This is a genomic window from Nocardiopsis sp. TRM 82005, from assembly GCF_056312425.1.
The window spans coordinates 32,139-48,420 of the sequence record NZ_JBWDTQ010000014.1 but is presented as its reverse complement, the minus strand read 5'-3'; the positions used below and the strand labels follow the sequence as shown (position 1 = coordinate 48,420).

Sequence of the window (16,282 nt, the reverse complement as noted above, 5' to 3'; positions counted from 1 at the left end):
CTCCTCCGGAACCGGGGCCCTCACACTGTTGACTTACTTTATTCAGAAAAGTAAGAATCCTCAGGGGCCGGTTCGCGCAAGAGGGGACCGGCGCCCCGACGACGGGCCGCACCCGGCCCCGAGCGGTCTCGACCCCCACGAGCCGAGAGGCACAGATGATCCGTCACACCCTTCACGACGGCTGGCAGCTGTCCGCGACCACCGGACCCGTCCCGGAGGACGTCGCGGGCCGCTCCGTTCCCGCCCAGGTCCCCGGGAGCACCCACGTGGACCTGCTGGCCGCCGGGCTGATCCCGGAGCCCTACCTGGACACCAACGAGACCGAGCTGGCCTGGATGCACCGCGCCGGCTGGCGGTACACCCTCACGTTCGAGGCCGAGGCCCCCGCTCCGGATGAGCGCGTCGACCTGGCCTTCGACGGCCTGGACACCGTGGCGACCGTGGAGCTCAACGGCGTCGAGCTCGGTACCACCGCCAACATGCACCGGGGATACCGCTTCGACGTGCGCGACGCGCTGCGCGCCGGGTCCAACGAACTCGCGGTCTCCTTCCGCCCCGCCCTGGAGTACGCCGAGGAGGTCCGCGAGGAGCTCGGCGCGCGCCCGCACGTCAACACCCACCCGTTCAACATGGTCCGCAAGATGGCCTGCTCCTTCGGCTGGGACTGGGGGCCGGACCTCCAGACCGCCGGGATCTGGAAGCCCGTGCGCCTGGAGCGGTGGGAGACCGCACGCCTGGCGCAGGTGCGCCCGCTGGTCACCGTCGGCGAGGACGGCACCGGCCGAGTCGAGGTGCACGCCGACGTCGAGGGGGCGGGCGCCGGGAGCGGCACCGGCCTCGTCCTGGCCGCCGAGGTCGCCGGGCACCGGTCCACCGCGACCGTGGCCCCCGGCGCCGACCGCGGCGTGGTCGTCGTCGAGGTGCCCGACGCCCGCCTGTGGTGGCCGGTCGGCCACGGCGACCAGCCCCTCTACGACCTGGACGTCACCCTGGCCGCGGACGAGGGCGCCGACCCGCTGGACTCCGCGGCCCGCCGGGTCGGCTTCCGGACCGTCACCGTGGACACCGAGCCCGACGAGCACGGCACCCCCTTCACCCTCGTGGTCAACGGCAAGCCGATCTTCGTCAAGGGCGCCAACTGGATCCCCGACGACCACTTCCTCACCCGGATCACGCGCGAGCGCCTGGCCAGGCGCGTGGACCAGGCCGTCGGCGCGCACATGAACATGCTCCGCGTGTGGGGCGGCGGCATCTACGAGAGCGAGGACTTCTACGACGTCTGCGACGAGCGCGGCGTCCTCGTGTGGCAGGACTTCCTCCTGGCCTGCGCCTCCTACCCGGAGGAGGAGCCGCTGTGGAGCGAGTTCGAGGCCGAGGCCAGGGAGAACGTCGCCCGTCTCACCTCGCACGCCTCCCTCGCCCTGTGGAACGGCGGCAACGAGAACCTCTGGGGCTTCATGGACTGGGGCTGGCAGGAGGAGCTGAGGGGCCGCACCTGGGGCCACGGCTACTACACCGACCTCTTCCCCCGGATCGTCGCCGAGCTCGACCCCACCCGGTTCTACGCCGACGGCAGCCCCTACTCCCCGGGGTTCGCCCTGGACGACGTCCACCCCAACGACGAGGGCCACGGCACCCGCCACGAGTGGACCGTGTGGAACCAGACCGACTACCGGGCCTACCAGGACCAGGTGCCCCGGTTCTGCTCCGAGTTCGGCTTCCAGGGCCCGCCGACGTGGGCCACGCTCACCGACTGGGTGCACGACGAGCCGCTCACACCCACCGGGTCCGCGTTCCTGCTGCACCAGAAGGCGGAGGACGGCAACGGCAAGCTCGACAGGGGCCTGTCAGCCCACCTGCCCACGCCCCACACCTTCGAGGACTGGCACTGGGCCACCCAGCTCAACCAGGCCCGCGCGATCGCGTTCGGGGTCGAGCACTTCCGGTCCTGGTGGCCGCGTACCGCGGGCTCCCTGGTCTGGCAGGTCAACGACTGCTGGCCGGTCACCTCCTGGGCGGCCGTGGACGGTGACGAGCGGCCCAAGCCGCTCTGGTACGGGCTCCGACAGGCCTACGCACCGCGCCTGCTGACCGTCCAGCCCAGGGACGGGCGCCTGGTCCTGGTCGCCGTCAACGACACCGACGAGGCCTGGTCGGCGCCGGTGCGGTCCGAGCGCCAGACCTTCGGCGGCGAGGTACTCCACACCGACGAGGGCGAGCTGGCCGTGCCGCCCCGGTCCGCGGCGGAGCTCGGCCTGTCCCGGGAGCTGCTCGCGGCCGGGAACACGAAGGAGGAGGTGCTCGTCGCCACGACCGAGGACGCCCGCCTCGTGCGGCCCTTCCGCGAGGACGTCCACCTGTCCTACGACCCCGACGCCCTGACCGCCGTCGCCGAGCCCGTGGAGGGCGGCTACCGGGTGGATGTGCGCGCGGCGTCCTTCGCCAGGGACGTCTCCCTGCTGGCCGACCGCGTGGCACCCGACGCCGAGGCGGACGACATGCTCGTGGACCTGCTCGCCGGGGAGACGCACAGCTTCCTGGTGCGGACCGAGGAGAAGGTGGACACGGACGCGCTGACCAGCGCGCCCGTTCTGCGCTCGGCCAACTCGCTGCACGCACGGCGGGTGTGATGGCCGGACACGGAGCAGCGGGCGCGGTCGGGCTGGTTCTGGCCAGGCCGCGCCGCCTGCTGGCCGCCGAACCCTTCTTCATGGAGTTCATCGCCGGGATCGAGGAGCGGCTGGCCGACGACGACATGTCGGTCCTGCTGCACCTGGTGACCAGTCAGGAGGCCGAGGTGGCCGCCTACCGCCGGTGGGCGGAGCGGCACCTGGTGGACGTGGTCGTGGTGGTCAACCCGGCCGAGGACGACGAGCGCCCCGCCATGCTGCGCGAGCTCGGCCTGCCCGTCGTGATCGCGGGGACCCCCGATCCGGCCCCCGGCGCACCCGCCGTGCGCGCTGACCACGTGTCCCCGGTCCGGGAGGCGCTGACCCGCCTGCTGGACTTGGGGCACCGGGACATAGCCAGGGTGACCGGGCCGGGGGAACTGCTGCACACCCGCGTCCGTACGGAAGCCCTCGTCGAGGGCTGTCGGGCGGCCGGGGCGGCCGATCCGGTGCTCGTCGAGGGCGACTACTCCGCCGAGGCCGGGGCCCGGCTCACCGGCGAGCTGCTCAAGCGGAAGGACCCGCCGACGGCGATTCTGTACGACAACGACGTGATGGCGGTGGCCGGGCTGGACGCCGCCAGCGTTCTCGGGATCGCGGTCCCGGACCGGTTGAGCATGGTGGCCTGGGACGACTCGACCCTGTGCCGCCTGGCCACACCCGCTCTGACCACCGTGAGCGTGGACGTGTACCAGTACGGGGTCTCGGTGGCCGAGTCGGCGCTGGAGTGCGCCGCCGGGCTCCCCGTCGCGGAGCGGTGGTCGCCCACGGCGCACCTGGTGCAGCGGGACAGTACGGGCCCGGCTCCCGTGGAGAGGTAGGTATGTCGGTTCCGCGTTCTGTCGGCATGTCGACAGAACGCGGAACCGACACCGGGTGGAGATGGTCCTCGGGGAAGGACCCCGGACACGCGAAGGGCCGGTCTCCCCGGACCACGTGCACTGTGTGCACCGGCCCGGGTCAACCGGCCCTCGCTACCTCTACGGCCCCGCGTTCACCTGGGTGAACACCGGCCCAAGCGGTGGAGGAGGGATTCGAACCCTCGAAGGGTTGCCCCTTACCCGCTTTCGAGGCGGGCGCCATCGGCCACTAGGCGACTCCACCGAGAGGAACTCTACCGGATACGGCGCCGTGCGAAAAACCGGGTGAGGAGATCGGTACACCTGTCGGCGAGATCCTCGGCGATCAAGTCGGGCGGGAGGACCTCCGGGCGGTGGTTGAGCCGGGGATCGCGGACCAGGTCCCACACCGATCCGACCGCGCCCGCCTTGGCGTCCCGGGCCCCGTAGACCAGCCGGTCCACGCGGGAGAGCACCGCCGCGCCAGCGCACATGGTGCAGGGTTCGAGGGTCACCACCAGGGTGCAGCCGCCCAGCCGCCACTCGCCGCGCGCTCGGGCGGCGGCACGCAGCGCCAGCACCTCGGCGTGTGCGGTGGGGTCGCCGGTCGCCTCGCGCTCGTTGCGCCCCGCCCCCAGGACGCTGCCGTCGGCGTCCAGCACCACCGCGCCCACCGGCACGTCACCCGTATCCAGGGCACGCTCGCCCTCGTTGAGCGCCGTGCGCAGGGCGGCGTCGACAGCGTCCCGTCCGGTCACAGCCTCATGCCGTCGAGGAGTTCACCGAACCCCGCGCGCTCGGCCACCACCGCGAGGACGTCACCGGGCAGGACGCCCCCGCCGACCGCGAGCGAGCGCAGCTCGTCCTCGGTCATCCCCAGGTCGGTGAGCAGGTCCGCGTCGCCGTCGGGTACCGGGTTGGGCCTGGCGCCCGCGCTCTCGGAGGGCGGCGGCGCGCCCAGCCCTCCGGCCTCGGACAGCACCGAGGCGAGCGGGTGGTCGTGCACCACCCGCGCGTCGGAGAGGTACACACGTGGTTCCTCGCCGTCGTCACCGGTGCGCACGACGGCGAACCACTCGTCGTCGGCCTCCATGAGCAGGAGCGCGAGGTCACTTCCCCGTTCGGTCGCGAAATCGAGCATCAGCTCGGTGACGTCGTCGATAACGTCCACGTCCCCGAGTTCGACCTCGGTCCCCCGCCACGTCTTCCCATTGGGAGCGAAGACAGCTGCGAAGATCGACACCGCGTGCTCTCCTGTTCGCCGGGATGCTCTTTACTCCAGCAGGTCCTTACCCCATACCGTCGAGTACACGCTGGAAGGGCTGGGCGAATCCCAGCCGCTCGGACACGCTGGCCAACACCTCGTCCGGATACAGGTCCAGATCGCCCGCCAGGGCGCCCAGCTCCATCTCGTCCAGACCCAGATCGGCCACGATGGACAGGTCGCCCGCGGGCAGCACCTGGTCGAGGTCGTCGTCGTCCGGCAGGTCGATGTCCAGGTAGTCCAGGACGTCTCGGGCCACCTGCCAGTCCACGGACGCGGTCACGTCCGAGAGGAAGAGGTTGGTCTCCTCGCCGTAGACGCGCACGATGACGAAGAAGTCGTCGCCGACCGAGACCAGCCCGAGGGAGCCGCTGATGCTCGGCTGCTGGCGCAGTACGTGGATCAGGCCCTTGAGGTCATGCGTCAGTTTCGCGGGGAGCAGGTCGACGTCCCAGTACTCCTCTTCCCTGTACGCGATGGCCGCGAAGTCGCCCGAGTCGTCGTCACCATGATCAAGCACTGTCATCGTCACCCCAACCCGGCCGGTGTATCGGTGCGGACGAAGGTACCCCGGATCGCCCGTGCGAGTGCCATGGTAACGATCACTCCGGCACCACCGTGGCCCTTGTTCCGCGTCAGTCCGGACCACGTTCTCATGAGAACCAGGTCTGCGCTCCCCCTCGGCTGATCCGATGTACCGGGGAGGAGGCGTATTCCGGCCCGTACCGCTGCCCCGGGAAGGGGCGGGCGGGGCCTGCGGCGGCCCTGGTCCGGGTGGTGCGCGCGGTTAGACTCGGGCTGGCCACCTCCCCAGCCACCGTCCCGTTATCCCAGTTCACCCGGAGAACGCTTTGGAAACCCTGGTCGTCGACCATCCCCTGGTCGCGCACAAACTGACCACCCTGCGCGACGTGCGGACCGACTCCCCGACCTTCCGGCGCCTGACCGACGAGCTGGTGACCCTGCTCGCCTACGAGGCGACCAGGGACGTACGAGTGACGGACGTCACTCTCAACACCCCGCTCGTGAGGACCACCGGAACGCAGCTGACGCGTCCGACCCCCCTCGTCGTGCCGATCCTTCGCGCCGGTCTGGGCATGCTCGACGGGATGACCCGTCTGCTGCCCACCGCCGAGGTCGGCTTCCTGGGCATGGCGCGCGACGAGACCACCCTCCAGCCCGCCACCTACGCCGACCGGCTGCCGCAGGACCTGTCCGGCCGCCAGTGCTACGTGCTCGACCCGATGCTGGCCACCGGCGGAACCCTGGCCGCCGCGCTCAAGCTCCTGGTGGAACGCGGCGCGGACCACATCACCGCGCTCTGTCTGCTCGCCGCCCCCGAGGGCCTGACCGCCGTGACGCAGAAGCTGACCGAAACCCTGGACCCGAACCACGGCGCCACCCTGCGCGTGGTAACGGCCGCGGTGGATGAGCGGCTGAACGAACACGGCTTCATCCTCCCTGGTCTGGGCGATGCGGGCGACCGTCTGTACGGCTGCACCTGATCCGTACACCGTCCTCAAGCGCCCGCCGGACCACCGGTTGGGCGCTTTTTCGGTTCTTTTTGGGGTGACGTGAATGAACGTCCAAAAATCGGGCATGCCCCTCCCCGATCCTCGCGTCAACCCAGGTGACGGCCACGGTCGTTGTGAACCGATACACAGCTTTGCATCAGCCGAATTCGTTTTGAGACGAGAACGTAACAGATAGAAGTGATGATGGTTCCTGACCGCCCGTAACTGGGAAGACCCGTCGGACCGAAACCGCCCCCCTTGGGGTTCAGCCCGCTGACAACGCACGTCCGCTCCCTTTCCGGCGTGACGCTCTCGCAACCCTCCAGCGGCTACTGAAAGACCCTGAACGAGCACCCCGTGCAACCACCGTAGCCCTCAAGGAGTGAGATGCCCGAGATCCCCTCCCCCACGACCACCCGCGACACTCGCTTCGGACCCGTCCTGTACCGACTGTCCGAGGAGTTCTCCGGCGTGCACCACACCTCCACCGTCACCCGGTGCGTCGACGCCGCGCAGCACGGCGCGGAGGATGTGACCGGCCGGGCCACACCCGAGCTCGTGGAGCGGATCGCTCGGCAGCACCTCCAAGTGCTCGCGCTGGCCTTCGCGGAGCAGAGATAGCGGTTTCACGCGACACAGAGCTGCGTTTTCGGGCTGTCCGGCTCCAGTGGTGGAGTTCTGACGAAGAAGTCCTCCTCTTATATCCACCTATGTCCAGAATGCCCTGACCTGCGATGGGCCCGAATCACATTCCGGACCACCAATCACTGGATTACCAACACCACCAGAACCGGACACAGCCCGCAAGCGCGGAAGGTCCGACATACCGCCACGCCGAGGGTGCGCCCCAGGCTTTACGGGCATGATGGTCGGTGCGACAATCGCTGCTGGGTTGGTGGGTCAGGTGGATTCCAAAAGGAGTCAGTCGTGGCGAAGTTGAAAAAATGGGGCGGCTACGCGCTCATCGGTTTCGTAGCGTTCTATCTGCTCACGCAACCGGAAAGCGCCGCCGGGGTGATCCAGAGCGCACTAGGCGGTCTGATGGGCGGCGCGGAATCGATGTCCCGCTTCGTCAACGCACTGCTGCCGTAGTGGGGATGGTCGGGTGCCATGCGGCTCGTAGCGTCGAGTAACAGCGCTCCAGCGTCGGTCAACCGCTACCTTCTGCCACACGAGCAGGACGTGGTGACCATCCGTCGGCACCCCGCGGTGCTGATCGGACCGGTCGGAGCGGTCCTTGTCGCGCTGATCATCGCCGGGATCCTGAGCAACACGTCGATCGCGGACAGCGCCGCCGCCCTGGCGATCATCTGGTGGTTGTGGCTGCTGGTTCTGGTGTGGTTCGTCTGGCAGGTCGCGGAGTGGTCGGTGGACTACTTCGTCATCACGTCAGCGCGGCTGCTGCTGACTCAGGGCCTGATCACGCGGCAGGTGAACATGATGCCGCTGGGCAAGGTCACCGACATGAGGTTCGAGCGGACCCTGCTGGGCCGCTTCCTCGGCTACGGGACCTTCGTGATGGAGTCCGCGGGCCAGGACCAGGCGTTGAGCAGGATCTCGTTCATTCCGTATCCGGAACAGCTCTATCTGGAAGTCGTGGGGCTCATCTTCAAGGAGTGACCACACTGGAGGCATCCGACAGGACGTTCGGGCACCCGCCGTCTCGGCGGGTGCCCGCTCTCTGTTCCGCCCCCTGACCTGAGGCGCTTCACCGGATGCGGCTCACAGGACGGGGCCTTCCGACCGCGATGCCGCCCACGCCCCGCGCGGCCCTCGATTCCCCTATCGTTCACCTTCCGTTCATCTTCCCTCGGAGTGACACCTTCCTGCCCCTTCACCGGTGGGCGCGCCCCCACGGAAGGTTTCCGCGCTGGAGGGCATAGAGACCCCCTGTCCTGGGCAGTTCCGCCTCAGGCCCGCAATACGCCGGCAGGCCCGACAGACTGGCCCTCCGGAACCGGCGAATTGACTTAAAGGTGAACATAGGGTTAACCTGATCCATCTGATACGGAAACGAGGAGGGTCCCATGGCGCGCAGAACGGAACGTGCACCACAACCCGCCCGCTCCATCACGACCCGTCGGCGTACCCGTTCCTCCGCTGGGACCCACCGCCTCTCCGGCATCTCGCCCGAGCCCGTGCACGTCCCCCAGCCGCGTGAGGACGCCGACGCCATCGCTTCAGGACACCCGATCATGCACTGGGTGCTGGTCACCGACGAGAGCGGCCGGAGCCGCCCCGAGGTCCGCTGGCTCTGAGCGACACCAGGCTCCGGCAAGGCCGCGCGGGTACCCCGGAGAAGGCCGACGGGACACGACGCGGCGAGTGGGAGGGGCCGTCCTTCGGGCGGCCCCTCCCTCATGTCGAAGACACGGCCAGCCCGGGTTTCCCGGTGTCCCCTCATCACTTTGTCGACAAATCGGCTTGGACATAAAGAGCGATTCGGCTGGCCATTACAGGACTCCTACGTCCAACGGACAGTGGTGTACGTCTCACCGGGCGTCCACTTGCGCTTTAGTGAGACGAGACGTACCGTCTTACTTATGAGGCTCTACTTCTTCCTGTGATCCCGCGCCGGATACCGCGTTCGAGCACGTCCGCCACCAGTCGCGCCCTCCCCGGCGCCGCACGGCGGACGCTCCGCGGGCATCCCCTCACCGCGGTCGACGAGGAAGCCTCACCGTCCCGTTTCCCGGCCCCGCACCACCACGTGCGCCCTGTCCGAAACCTGTGACGCACACGCCTCGCCGTCGATCCGCGGGCCCCTCCCCAGCCACACCGCAGATCAGGAGGCGCGCATGCCGACCGCCCGGGTACGAGCACAGTCCCAACTCACCCTGAACGAGATCACCAAACGCTACGGCGACCGCACCGTCCTCGACCACGTCACCCTCACCGTCAGTCCCGGTGAACGCGTCGGAGTCATCGGCGACAACGGCTCGGGCAAGAGCACACTGCTGCGCCTGCTCGCCGGAGAGGAGGAACCCGACAACGGGGAGCTCACCGTCCGGGCGCCAGGCGGCACCGGCTATCTGCCCCAGACCCTCGAAGAGGTCGGGGTGCTGACCGGCACCGTCGGTGACGCGATCGACTCCGCCCTGGCCGTGCTGCGCGACATGGAGACGCGTCTGCGTGAGGCGGAGTCCGCTCTCGCCTCGGCCGCCCCGGAGGAGCTGGAAGCCTACGGCGACCTGCTGGCAGAGTTCGAGGCCCGCGGCGGCTATGACGCCGACGCGCGTGTGGACGCCGGCCTGCACGGCCTCGGCCTGCCCGGCCTGGACCGCGGCCGCCCGCTGCGCACGCTCTCCGGCGGGGAGCGCTCACGGCTGGCCCTGGCCGCGATGCTGGCGGCCTCGCCCGAGTTGCTCCTGCTGGACGAGCCCACCAACGACCTGGACGACCGAGCGGTCGCCTGGTTGGAGGACCGGCTCCGCCGTCACCGTGGCACGGTCGTCGCCGTCACCCACGACAGGGCGTTCCTGGCCGGGGTGACCGACACCGTCCTGGAGGTCGACCACGACCTGCGCCGGATCCACCGGTACGGCAACGGATACGACGGGTTCCTGGCCGCGAGGGCCGCGGCACGGGCCCGGTGGATCCGCGAGTACGAGGAGTGGAAGGCCGACCTGGCCCGCCATCGGCGGCTGGCCGAGAACAGCGTCCAGCGTCTGGACGCCATCCCGCGCAAGGTGAACAAGGCCGTCTTCGGGTCCGGAGCGTTCCGGGCCCGGGGCCGCGCCCACGGTGCCATGAGCCGGGTCCGCCAGGCGAAGGAGAGGGTGGAGCGGCTGACGACGAACCCGGTGCCACCGCCGCCGGTGCCGCTGCGGATGACCGCTGGGTTCACCGGCCCCGGGGAGGGGGACGCACCGGCCGCCTCGCTGGAGGGGGTCCGGGTCGGCAGCCGACTCGACGTCGCCTTCCTGGAGCTGGCCCGGGGCGAGCGCGTGCTGGTCACCGGGCCGAACGGGGCGGGCAAGACCACCCTGCTCCGGGTGCTGTCCGAGGACACGGTCCCCGACACGGGGCGGGTGTCCGTGCCCGGCCGGGTCGGCTACCTGCGCCAGGAGGACGGCTCCGTCGCCTCCGGCCAGACCGTGCTCCAGGCCTACGCGTCGGGACGCCCCGGCTCCCCGGAGGACCACCGTGACGAACTGGCCTCGCTCGGCCTGTTCCGGTTCTGGGAACTGGACCAGCCGGTGGAGTCACTTTCGGTCGGACAGCGCCGCAGGATCGAGGTCGCCCGGTTGACCTCGGGTGTGTACGACCTGCTCCTACTCGACGAGCCGACCAACCACCTCTCCCCCGGACTCGTGGAGGAGCTGGAGGAGGCGTTGTCGCACTACGGCGGGGCCCTGGTGATCGTCAGCCACGACCGCAGAACGCGCGAGCGCTTCACCGGGCGCCGGCTGGGGCTACGGGAGGGGGCCGTTTCCAGCGACTCCGCGTGACATGGCCCCAGCAATTTGTCGACAAATCGGCTTGTCCATAAATATCTAAGATGACTGACCGATATCCGGGCCCGTCGCACCTCGTCGCGGCGGGCCCGGCTGAGCGGGAGGCCTATCCGGGCGCCATGTCGACGAAGCGGCTGTAGTGGCCCTGGAAGGCCACGGTCACGTCGGCCGTCGGACCGTTACGGTGCTTGGCCACGATGATGTCAGCCTCACCGGCGCGCGGCGACTCCTTGTCGTGCACGTCCTCGCGGTAGAGCAGGATGACCATGTCGGCGTCCTGCTCGATCGAGTTGTGGACGTTGATCCCGTTGGCCACGAAGTTGTGCGTGCCCTCGACCGTGGCGTCGAACACCTCCCGCTCTCCCAGCGGCTCGACCTCCACGACCTCGTCCCAGAAGACGTCGTTGGTGGCCAGGAGCTCCATGTCCGCGTCATCGAGCACGTCGGCCACCAGGGAGAGCCGGGTCCGGCTGGGCGACCGTCTCCGTAGCGTGCTCCCGCCGGGCTCCGCCCCCACGGCGGAGGCGGGTTCCCGCTGGGGCGTCTCCTTCGCCTCGGCGTCCGACCGGCCACCGTCCTCCGCATGAACCCGGATCGTGTCCAGGTCCGTGGCGGGCTTGCGGTCGGTGAGTCCGCCCATGCACCGGGCCAGCTGCTCCGCACGCGCTCCGTGGCAGCCGACCAGTTCAGCGAACCGCCGCTGGTTGTCGGTCCCCTGGACCTCCAGGGTGTGGCGGACCCCGTGGCCGCCCTTCCGGCTCTGTTCGGTCCGGGTCATGATGTTGAGCCGCGCGAGCAACCTGGCGACGTCGTCGACCAGGCGGCGGCTCGTGGTGTCGTAGTGGATCCGGGCCTGGTCCTCCCCCTGGTCCCAGTACACGCGTCCCTCGGTCGCCCACAGGTGTCGGAGGAACAGGGCGATCTGCCGATCCGGCAGGGAGAAGACCTCCTGGGGGACGAACCTCTCGTGACCACCCGGGCCGAACAGCCCCAACCCGTCGAGCCAGGCCGCGATGGGGTCTTGCTTCCCGTCGGGCGGGTGGAAGGGTTCCGGCAGCCTGAGCGTGGTCGTCCGTGCGTCGTGACGGTCGTCCCGGACGGCCGTGGCGCCGAAATGCCGGGCGGCCTCCTCCACCACGGAGAGGTTGGCCCCGTCGGTGCTGGCGTACAGGATCGGCTGGCGGCGCACGAAGGACCCGTCGCCGATGAGATGAGCGAGCATGACCACCTCGGCCTCGGGCCACTCGGTGGTGTGCTCCGGTTCCGGGACGTTTCGTGCCACCGCGACCTTGTCACCGTCCCGGAGGCCTTCCAGCGCCCTCCACCCGTCAAGGGTGAGGAAAGGGTGGTTCCCGGAGGCGGTGACCTCCCGCCCGGAGGCCAGCCCCAGGCGGAACACCTCCTTCACACCGCTGGGGAAGACGTGCGTCAGCGTGCGCGGGACCAGGCGAAGCCGTTCGTCGAGCGACCAGACCGAAGCACCGCGCTCCCCGCTCCGGAGAAGCTCCCCCATGGTCGTCTCAGCGCCCGTGTCCGCGCGCAGCACCCGGGTCTCCTCGACCAGGCACCCCGACTCACGGAGGTCGGAGACCTGCGGGCGCTTGTCGGTGCGCTGCTCGGGACCTCGGTTGAGCTGGGAGAGGGCCACCACCGGAACCTCCAGCTCCTTGGCCAGGAGCTTGAGGGACCGGGACATCTCCGAGACCTCCTGCTGGCGGCTCTCCACCCGGCCGGGCGAGCTCATCAGCTGGAGGTAGTCGACGATGACCAGCTTGAGGTCGTGTTGCTGCTTGAGCCGCCGACACTTGGCCCGGATCTCCATCATCGACATGTTCGGGGAGTCGTCGATGAACAGGGGCGCGTTGGCCACCTCGCCCATGCGCCGGGCCAGCCGGGTCCAGTCCTCGTCGGTCATCAGGCCGGAGCGCATGGTGTGCAGGGGCACACGCGCCTCCGCCGACAGCAGGCGCATGACGATCTCGTTGCGCCCCATCTCCAGGCTGAAGAAGACCGCGGTCATGTCGTTCTTGATCGACGCCGCGCGTGCGAAGTCCAGGGCCAGGGTGGAGTTGTGCGTGGGGATCATGGACCGGGTGGCCAGGAAGAGGTGGCCCGGGTGGTCCACCTGGACGCAGCGAACCGGGACGCTCTCCACCGGGCGCACGTCGGTGACGAGTCGTGATCCGCGGGCGTCACCGCGGCCCGCTCCCCGCTCCTGGTGCACACGCCGCTTGCGCTCGGTCCCGAAGACCACGTTCGCGGGGTCGAAGGCGACCGTGTGAAAGGTGGAGGAGTCCTCCGCCGGTCCGGTGACCCTCCTGGTGGACGCCCCCGTGCGGTAACCCAGGCTGTGCGCCAGTTCCCGGAAGCCGTTCGCCAGGCGCTCGGTGGCGGCCGCGAACTGGACGGAACCGTCGGCGTTCACCGTTCCGCCGGAGTCCAGGAGTCCGGCCAGCAGGGCCCGGCGCTGGGAGACCGAAGCGCGCAGGTACCCCTGGGGAACGTGCTTGTCACCCAGGACGCCCAGGGTGCTCAGCAGCGCCCGCACGCTGCCGTGACGGCCGGCGCGCTCGCGGACCGGTGCGGCCTCCTCCTCGGGCAGGAAGACACCATAGGTGTGCTCTGTGGCGCCGACGGGCTTGGTGACCAGGCCCTCGGCCTCGATGTTGAGCAGGACCTCGGGATCCGTGCTGGTGACGCGGGCCTCCGAGGACGACCCGTCACCGAGCCACGCGCCGAGGAAGTAGGACGGCAGGGGCAGCTCCCGATCGGGCAGCTCGACCGGGGCGGTGTTGCCCACCGAGTGGTTCGGCCCCCGGTCGGCGGTCTCCAGGCGCAGGGTCCGGGCGATCTCCCGTGTGGTCCGCACCTCGGGAAGCACCCGGGGCGCGGTGCCCCTCGCTTCGGCCTCCCTGGCCGCACGCCGTGAGGCACTCGTGTGGGTCGGCCACTGGTGTTCCGCGTCCGCGACCACGGTGGTGCCGTCGTCGAACACGACCTCGAAGCACGGCCGGCCCGTCATCACCTCGGTGGCGGCGGTCACCCGGGTGGGAGTCCCGTCAGCGGCGATCAGCTCGGTGCCTACCTCCACCTCCCCCATGGTGGTCCATCCGTCGGGGGTCGGAAGCGGTGTGTCCAGGGCCAGCGCCTTACCCACGGCGGGGCGGGCGGCGATGATGACCATTTGGCCCGGGTGGAGGCCGTTGGTGAGGGCGTCGAAGTCGGCGAAGCCGGTGGGCACACCGGTCATGCTGCCGTCGTGGGCGCCGATCGCCTCGATCTCGTCCAGGGCGCCGGGCATGATGTCGGCCAGCGCGAGGTAGTCCTCACCCGTGCGGTTCTCCGCGACCTTGTAGATCTGGGCCTGGGCGTGGTCGACGAGGTCGTCCACCTCGCCGTCGCCGGAGTAGCCGATCTGCGCGATGCGGGTGCCCACCTCGACCAGGCGGCGCAGGACCGCGCGGTCGGAGACGATCTTGGCGTAGTAGCCCGCGTTCGCGGCGGTCGGGATGGCCTCGGTGAGGGTGTGCAGGTAGAGGGCGCCGCCCGCCCTGGTGGCCTCACCGCGTTTGGTCAGCTCGGCGTTGACCGAGATGGCGTCCACTGGCTCGCCACGGGAGAAGAGGTCGACGGCGCTGTCGTAGATGATCTGGTGCGCGGGCCGGTAGAAGTCGACCGAGCGGATGATCTCCACGACCTGCGTGATGGCGTCCTTGGACAGGAGCATGCCGCCGAGCACGCTCTGTTCGGCCTGGATGTCGTGGGGTGGAGTGCGCTCGTATCCGCCTTCTTCAGGTGGCTGCTCAGCGACACTCACGAACGCTCTCCCGGGGACGGTGCTCGGCAGCGGCCCAGGAACGGGCCGCCCCTTCCAGGATGCCCCATGACGGACCCCAAGGACGCCTTGGCCGGAGGTTGTGGACACGTCCCTTACCACCATGTCCGGGTACCTGTAGGGCATTGGGAACATAGGTTGTGCACATCACCTGTGGATAACTTTGCCGCGACCCTCACATATAGCCATTGACCTGCGAAAACACAGTACGTAGGCAGGGCGTGCAAGATGTCTCACAGGGTGTGTTTCCACAGGTTATCCACAGGCTTCGGAGGAGGGTGTGGATAACTCCACATCCCCCGTAGAACCCCTGACCGATACTGTGGCCGGGTCATGCCACAACTCCTTTCGGCTGCCCCTTTCCGGCACCGCCACGACCGCGAGATCTTCGCCCTGGCGATCCCGACGTTCTTCGCCCTCATCAGCGAACCGCTGTTCCTGCTCACCGACTCCGCGATCGTCGGCACCCTGGGGACTCAGGCGCTGGGCGGCCTCGGCGTAGCCGGACAGGCCCTACTCACCCTGGTGGCGGTCTGCATCTTCCTCGCCTACGGCACCACCGCCGCGGTCTCCCGCAAGTTCGGCGCGGGTGACGTCCCCGGCGGGGTCCGCGACGGCGTGGACGGCATGTGGCTCGCGGTCCTGCTGGGCGCCGCGGCCGTGGCGGTCGGCTGGCCGCTGGGCCCGGTGCTGGTGGACGCGCTGGGCGCCTCAGCGGACGTGGCCCCGCACGCCCTGACCTATCTGCGGATCAGCCTGCTCAGCACACCGTTCCTGCTCGTCGTCATGGCGGGTACCGGAGTGCTGCGCGGATTGCAGGACGCGCGTACGCCGCTGATGGTGGCGGTCTCCTCCTACGTGGGCAACGCGGCGCTGTGCGCGGTGTTCGTGCTGGCCCTGGACTGGGGCATCGCGGGTTCGGCCTGGTCCACGGTGATAGCCCAGGGCGCGGGCGCGTTCTGGTACGTGGCGATGATCGCCCGCGCCGCCCGGCGCGAGGGTGTGTCCCTCATGCCCACCGCGGCGGGGCTGCGCGCCTCGGCCTCGGCGGGGTTCGCGCTGTTCCTGCGCAGCGTGTCGATGCGCGTGGTGGCGCTGGTGACCACGGCGGTGGCGGCCAGGTTGGGCGACGCTTCGATCGCCGCGCACCAGGTGAGCTACAACATCTGGGCGCTGCTGGTGTTCGCCATGGACGCGATCGCCATCGCCGGGCAGTCGATCGTGGGCCGCTACCTGGGCGCGGGGGACGTCCAGGGCACCCGTGACTCCACGCGGCGCATGGTGGAGTGGGGCGTGATGCTGGGCCTGGTGTTCACGGCGGCGGTCTTCCTGGCGCTGCCGTGGGCGTGGGTACCGTTCACCTCCGACCCCGAGGTACGCGTCCTCATCATGGCCTCGCTGGTGGTGGTGGCCCTCATGCAGCCGCTGAGCGGGGTGACCATGGTGCTGGACGGCGTCCTGATGGGCGCCGGGGACCAGCGCTACCTGGCATGGGCGTCCCTGTGGACGATGCTGGCCTTCCTGCCGTTCGCCCTGGTCCTACCGCGGTTGGCGACTGGCCCCGTGTGGGGCCTGGTAGGCCTGTGGACCGCCTTCGCGGTATGGATCCTCGCCCGCGCACTCACTCTGGGCGCCCGGGCCCGGAGCACGGCTTGGCTGGTCACCGGCGCGCACCGGCCCTGAGGCCGGGGCCCGTCACCGCAG

General features: G+C 69.8%; 13 protein-coding genes and 1 tRNA gene. 9 read left to right on the top strand and 5 right to left on the bottom strand.

Features of this window, described 5'->3' with window-relative positions:
• Positions 1–155 precede the first annotated feature (155 nt).
• Both AC0T5L_RS10660 and AC0T5L_RS10655 read left to right on the top strand, forming a co-directional pair.
• Complete coding sequence (locus AC0T5L_RS10660) at positions 156–2,630, top strand: glycoside hydrolase family 2 protein (RefSeq protein WP_476165255.1); 2,475 nt, start codon at positions 156–158, stop codon at positions 2,628–2,630.
• Positions 2,630–3,490 carry a LacI family DNA-binding transcriptional regulator gene (locus AC0T5L_RS10655; RefSeq protein WP_476165254.1) on the top strand — a complete coding sequence of 287 codons (861 nt, stop codon included), beginning with the start codon at positions 2,630–2,632 and terminating at the stop codon, positions 3,488–3,490. Before AC0T5L_RS10660 ends, AC0T5L_RS10655 begins: the two co-directional genes overlap by 1 nt.
• A gap of 198 nt (positions 3,491–3,688) precedes the next feature.
• Here the strand turns inward: AC0T5L_RS10655 and AC0T5L_RS10650 are convergent.
• From AC0T5L_RS10650 to AC0T5L_RS10635, 4 genes are all read right to left on the bottom strand, one after another.
• Positions 3,689–3,773, bottom strand: a tRNA-Ser gene (locus AC0T5L_RS10650).
• Positions 3,774–3,783: 10 nt separating this feature from the next.
• A complete protein-coding gene (locus AC0T5L_RS10645) occupies positions 3,784–4,266 on the bottom strand; it encodes a nucleoside deaminase (protein ID WP_476165253.1) in 483 nt (160 codons plus the stop codon).
• Positions 4,263–4,751 (bottom strand): tRNA adenosine deaminase-associated protein, encoded by a 489-nt coding sequence (locus tag AC0T5L_RS10640; protein WP_476165252.1) that lies wholly within the window; start codon positions 4,749–4,751, stop codon positions 4,263–4,265. Before AC0T5L_RS10640 ends, AC0T5L_RS10645 begins: the two co-directional genes overlap by 4 nt.
• A 46-nt stretch (positions 4,752–4,797) precedes the next feature.
• Entirely contained in the window at positions 4,798–5,298 is a 501-nt protein-coding gene (locus tag AC0T5L_RS10635) for a tRNA adenosine deaminase-associated protein (protein ID WP_476165251.1), read from the bottom strand.
• Between the two features lie 325 nt (positions 5,299–5,623).
• On the opposite strand from AC0T5L_RS10635, the gene upp reads away from it, so the two are divergent.
• The 6 genes from upp to abc-f all read left to right on the top strand — a co-directional run bounded on the left by upp (position 5,624) and on the right by abc-f (position 10,737).
• Positions 5,624–6,277 carry a uracil phosphoribosyltransferase gene (gene upp, locus AC0T5L_RS10630; protein WP_476165250.1) on the top strand — a complete coding sequence of 218 codons (654 nt, stop codon included), beginning with the start codon at positions 5,624–5,626 and terminating at the stop codon, positions 6,275–6,277.
• A gap of 396 nt (positions 6,278–6,673) precedes the next feature.
• Positions 6,674–6,907: a hypothetical protein gene (locus AC0T5L_RS10625; protein WP_476165249.1), complete on the top strand. Its 234-nt coding sequence runs from the start codon at positions 6,674–6,676 to the stop codon at positions 6,905–6,907.
• Positions 6,908–7,213: 306 nt separating this feature from the next.
• On the top strand, positions 7,214–7,378 hold the full coding sequence (locus AC0T5L_RS10620) for a hypothetical protein (protein ID WP_170293704.1): 165 nt from the start codon (positions 7,214–7,216) through the stop codon (positions 7,376–7,378).
• Between the two features lie 18 nt (positions 7,379–7,396).
• Positions 7,397–7,906 (top strand): PH domain-containing protein, encoded by a 510-nt coding sequence (locus AC0T5L_RS10615; RefSeq protein WP_476165248.1) that lies wholly within the window; start codon positions 7,397–7,399, stop codon positions 7,904–7,906.
• 407 nt (positions 7,907–8,313) lie between these two features.
• Complete coding sequence (locus AC0T5L_RS10610; RefSeq protein WP_476165247.1) at positions 8,314–8,544, top strand: hypothetical protein; 231 nt, start codon at positions 8,314–8,316, stop codon at positions 8,542–8,544.
• A 540-nt stretch (positions 8,545–9,084) separates the two neighbouring features.
• Positions 9,085–10,737 (top strand): ribosomal protection-like ABC-F family protein, encoded by a 1,653-nt coding sequence (abc-f, locus tag AC0T5L_RS10605; RefSeq protein ID WP_476165246.1) that lies wholly within the window; start codon positions 9,085–9,087, stop codon positions 10,735–10,737.
• Positions 10,738–10,849: 112 nt separating this feature from the next.
• Here abc-f and AC0T5L_RS10600 read toward each other — a convergent pair whose 3' ends face one another.
• On the bottom strand, positions 10,850–14,560 hold the full coding sequence (locus tag AC0T5L_RS10600; RefSeq protein ID WP_476165245.1) for a replicative DNA helicase: 3,711 nt from the start codon (positions 14,558–14,560) through the stop codon (positions 10,850–10,852).
• A 351-nt stretch (positions 14,561–14,911) separates the two neighbouring features.
• Between AC0T5L_RS10600 and AC0T5L_RS10595 the strand changes: the two genes are divergently transcribed.
• Positions 14,912–16,261, top strand: a complete 1,350-nt coding sequence (locus tag AC0T5L_RS10595; protein WP_476165244.1) for an MATE family efflux transporter — start codon at positions 14,912–14,914, stop codon at positions 16,259–16,261.
• The last annotated feature ends 21 nt before the right edge of the window (positions 16,262–16,282 follow it).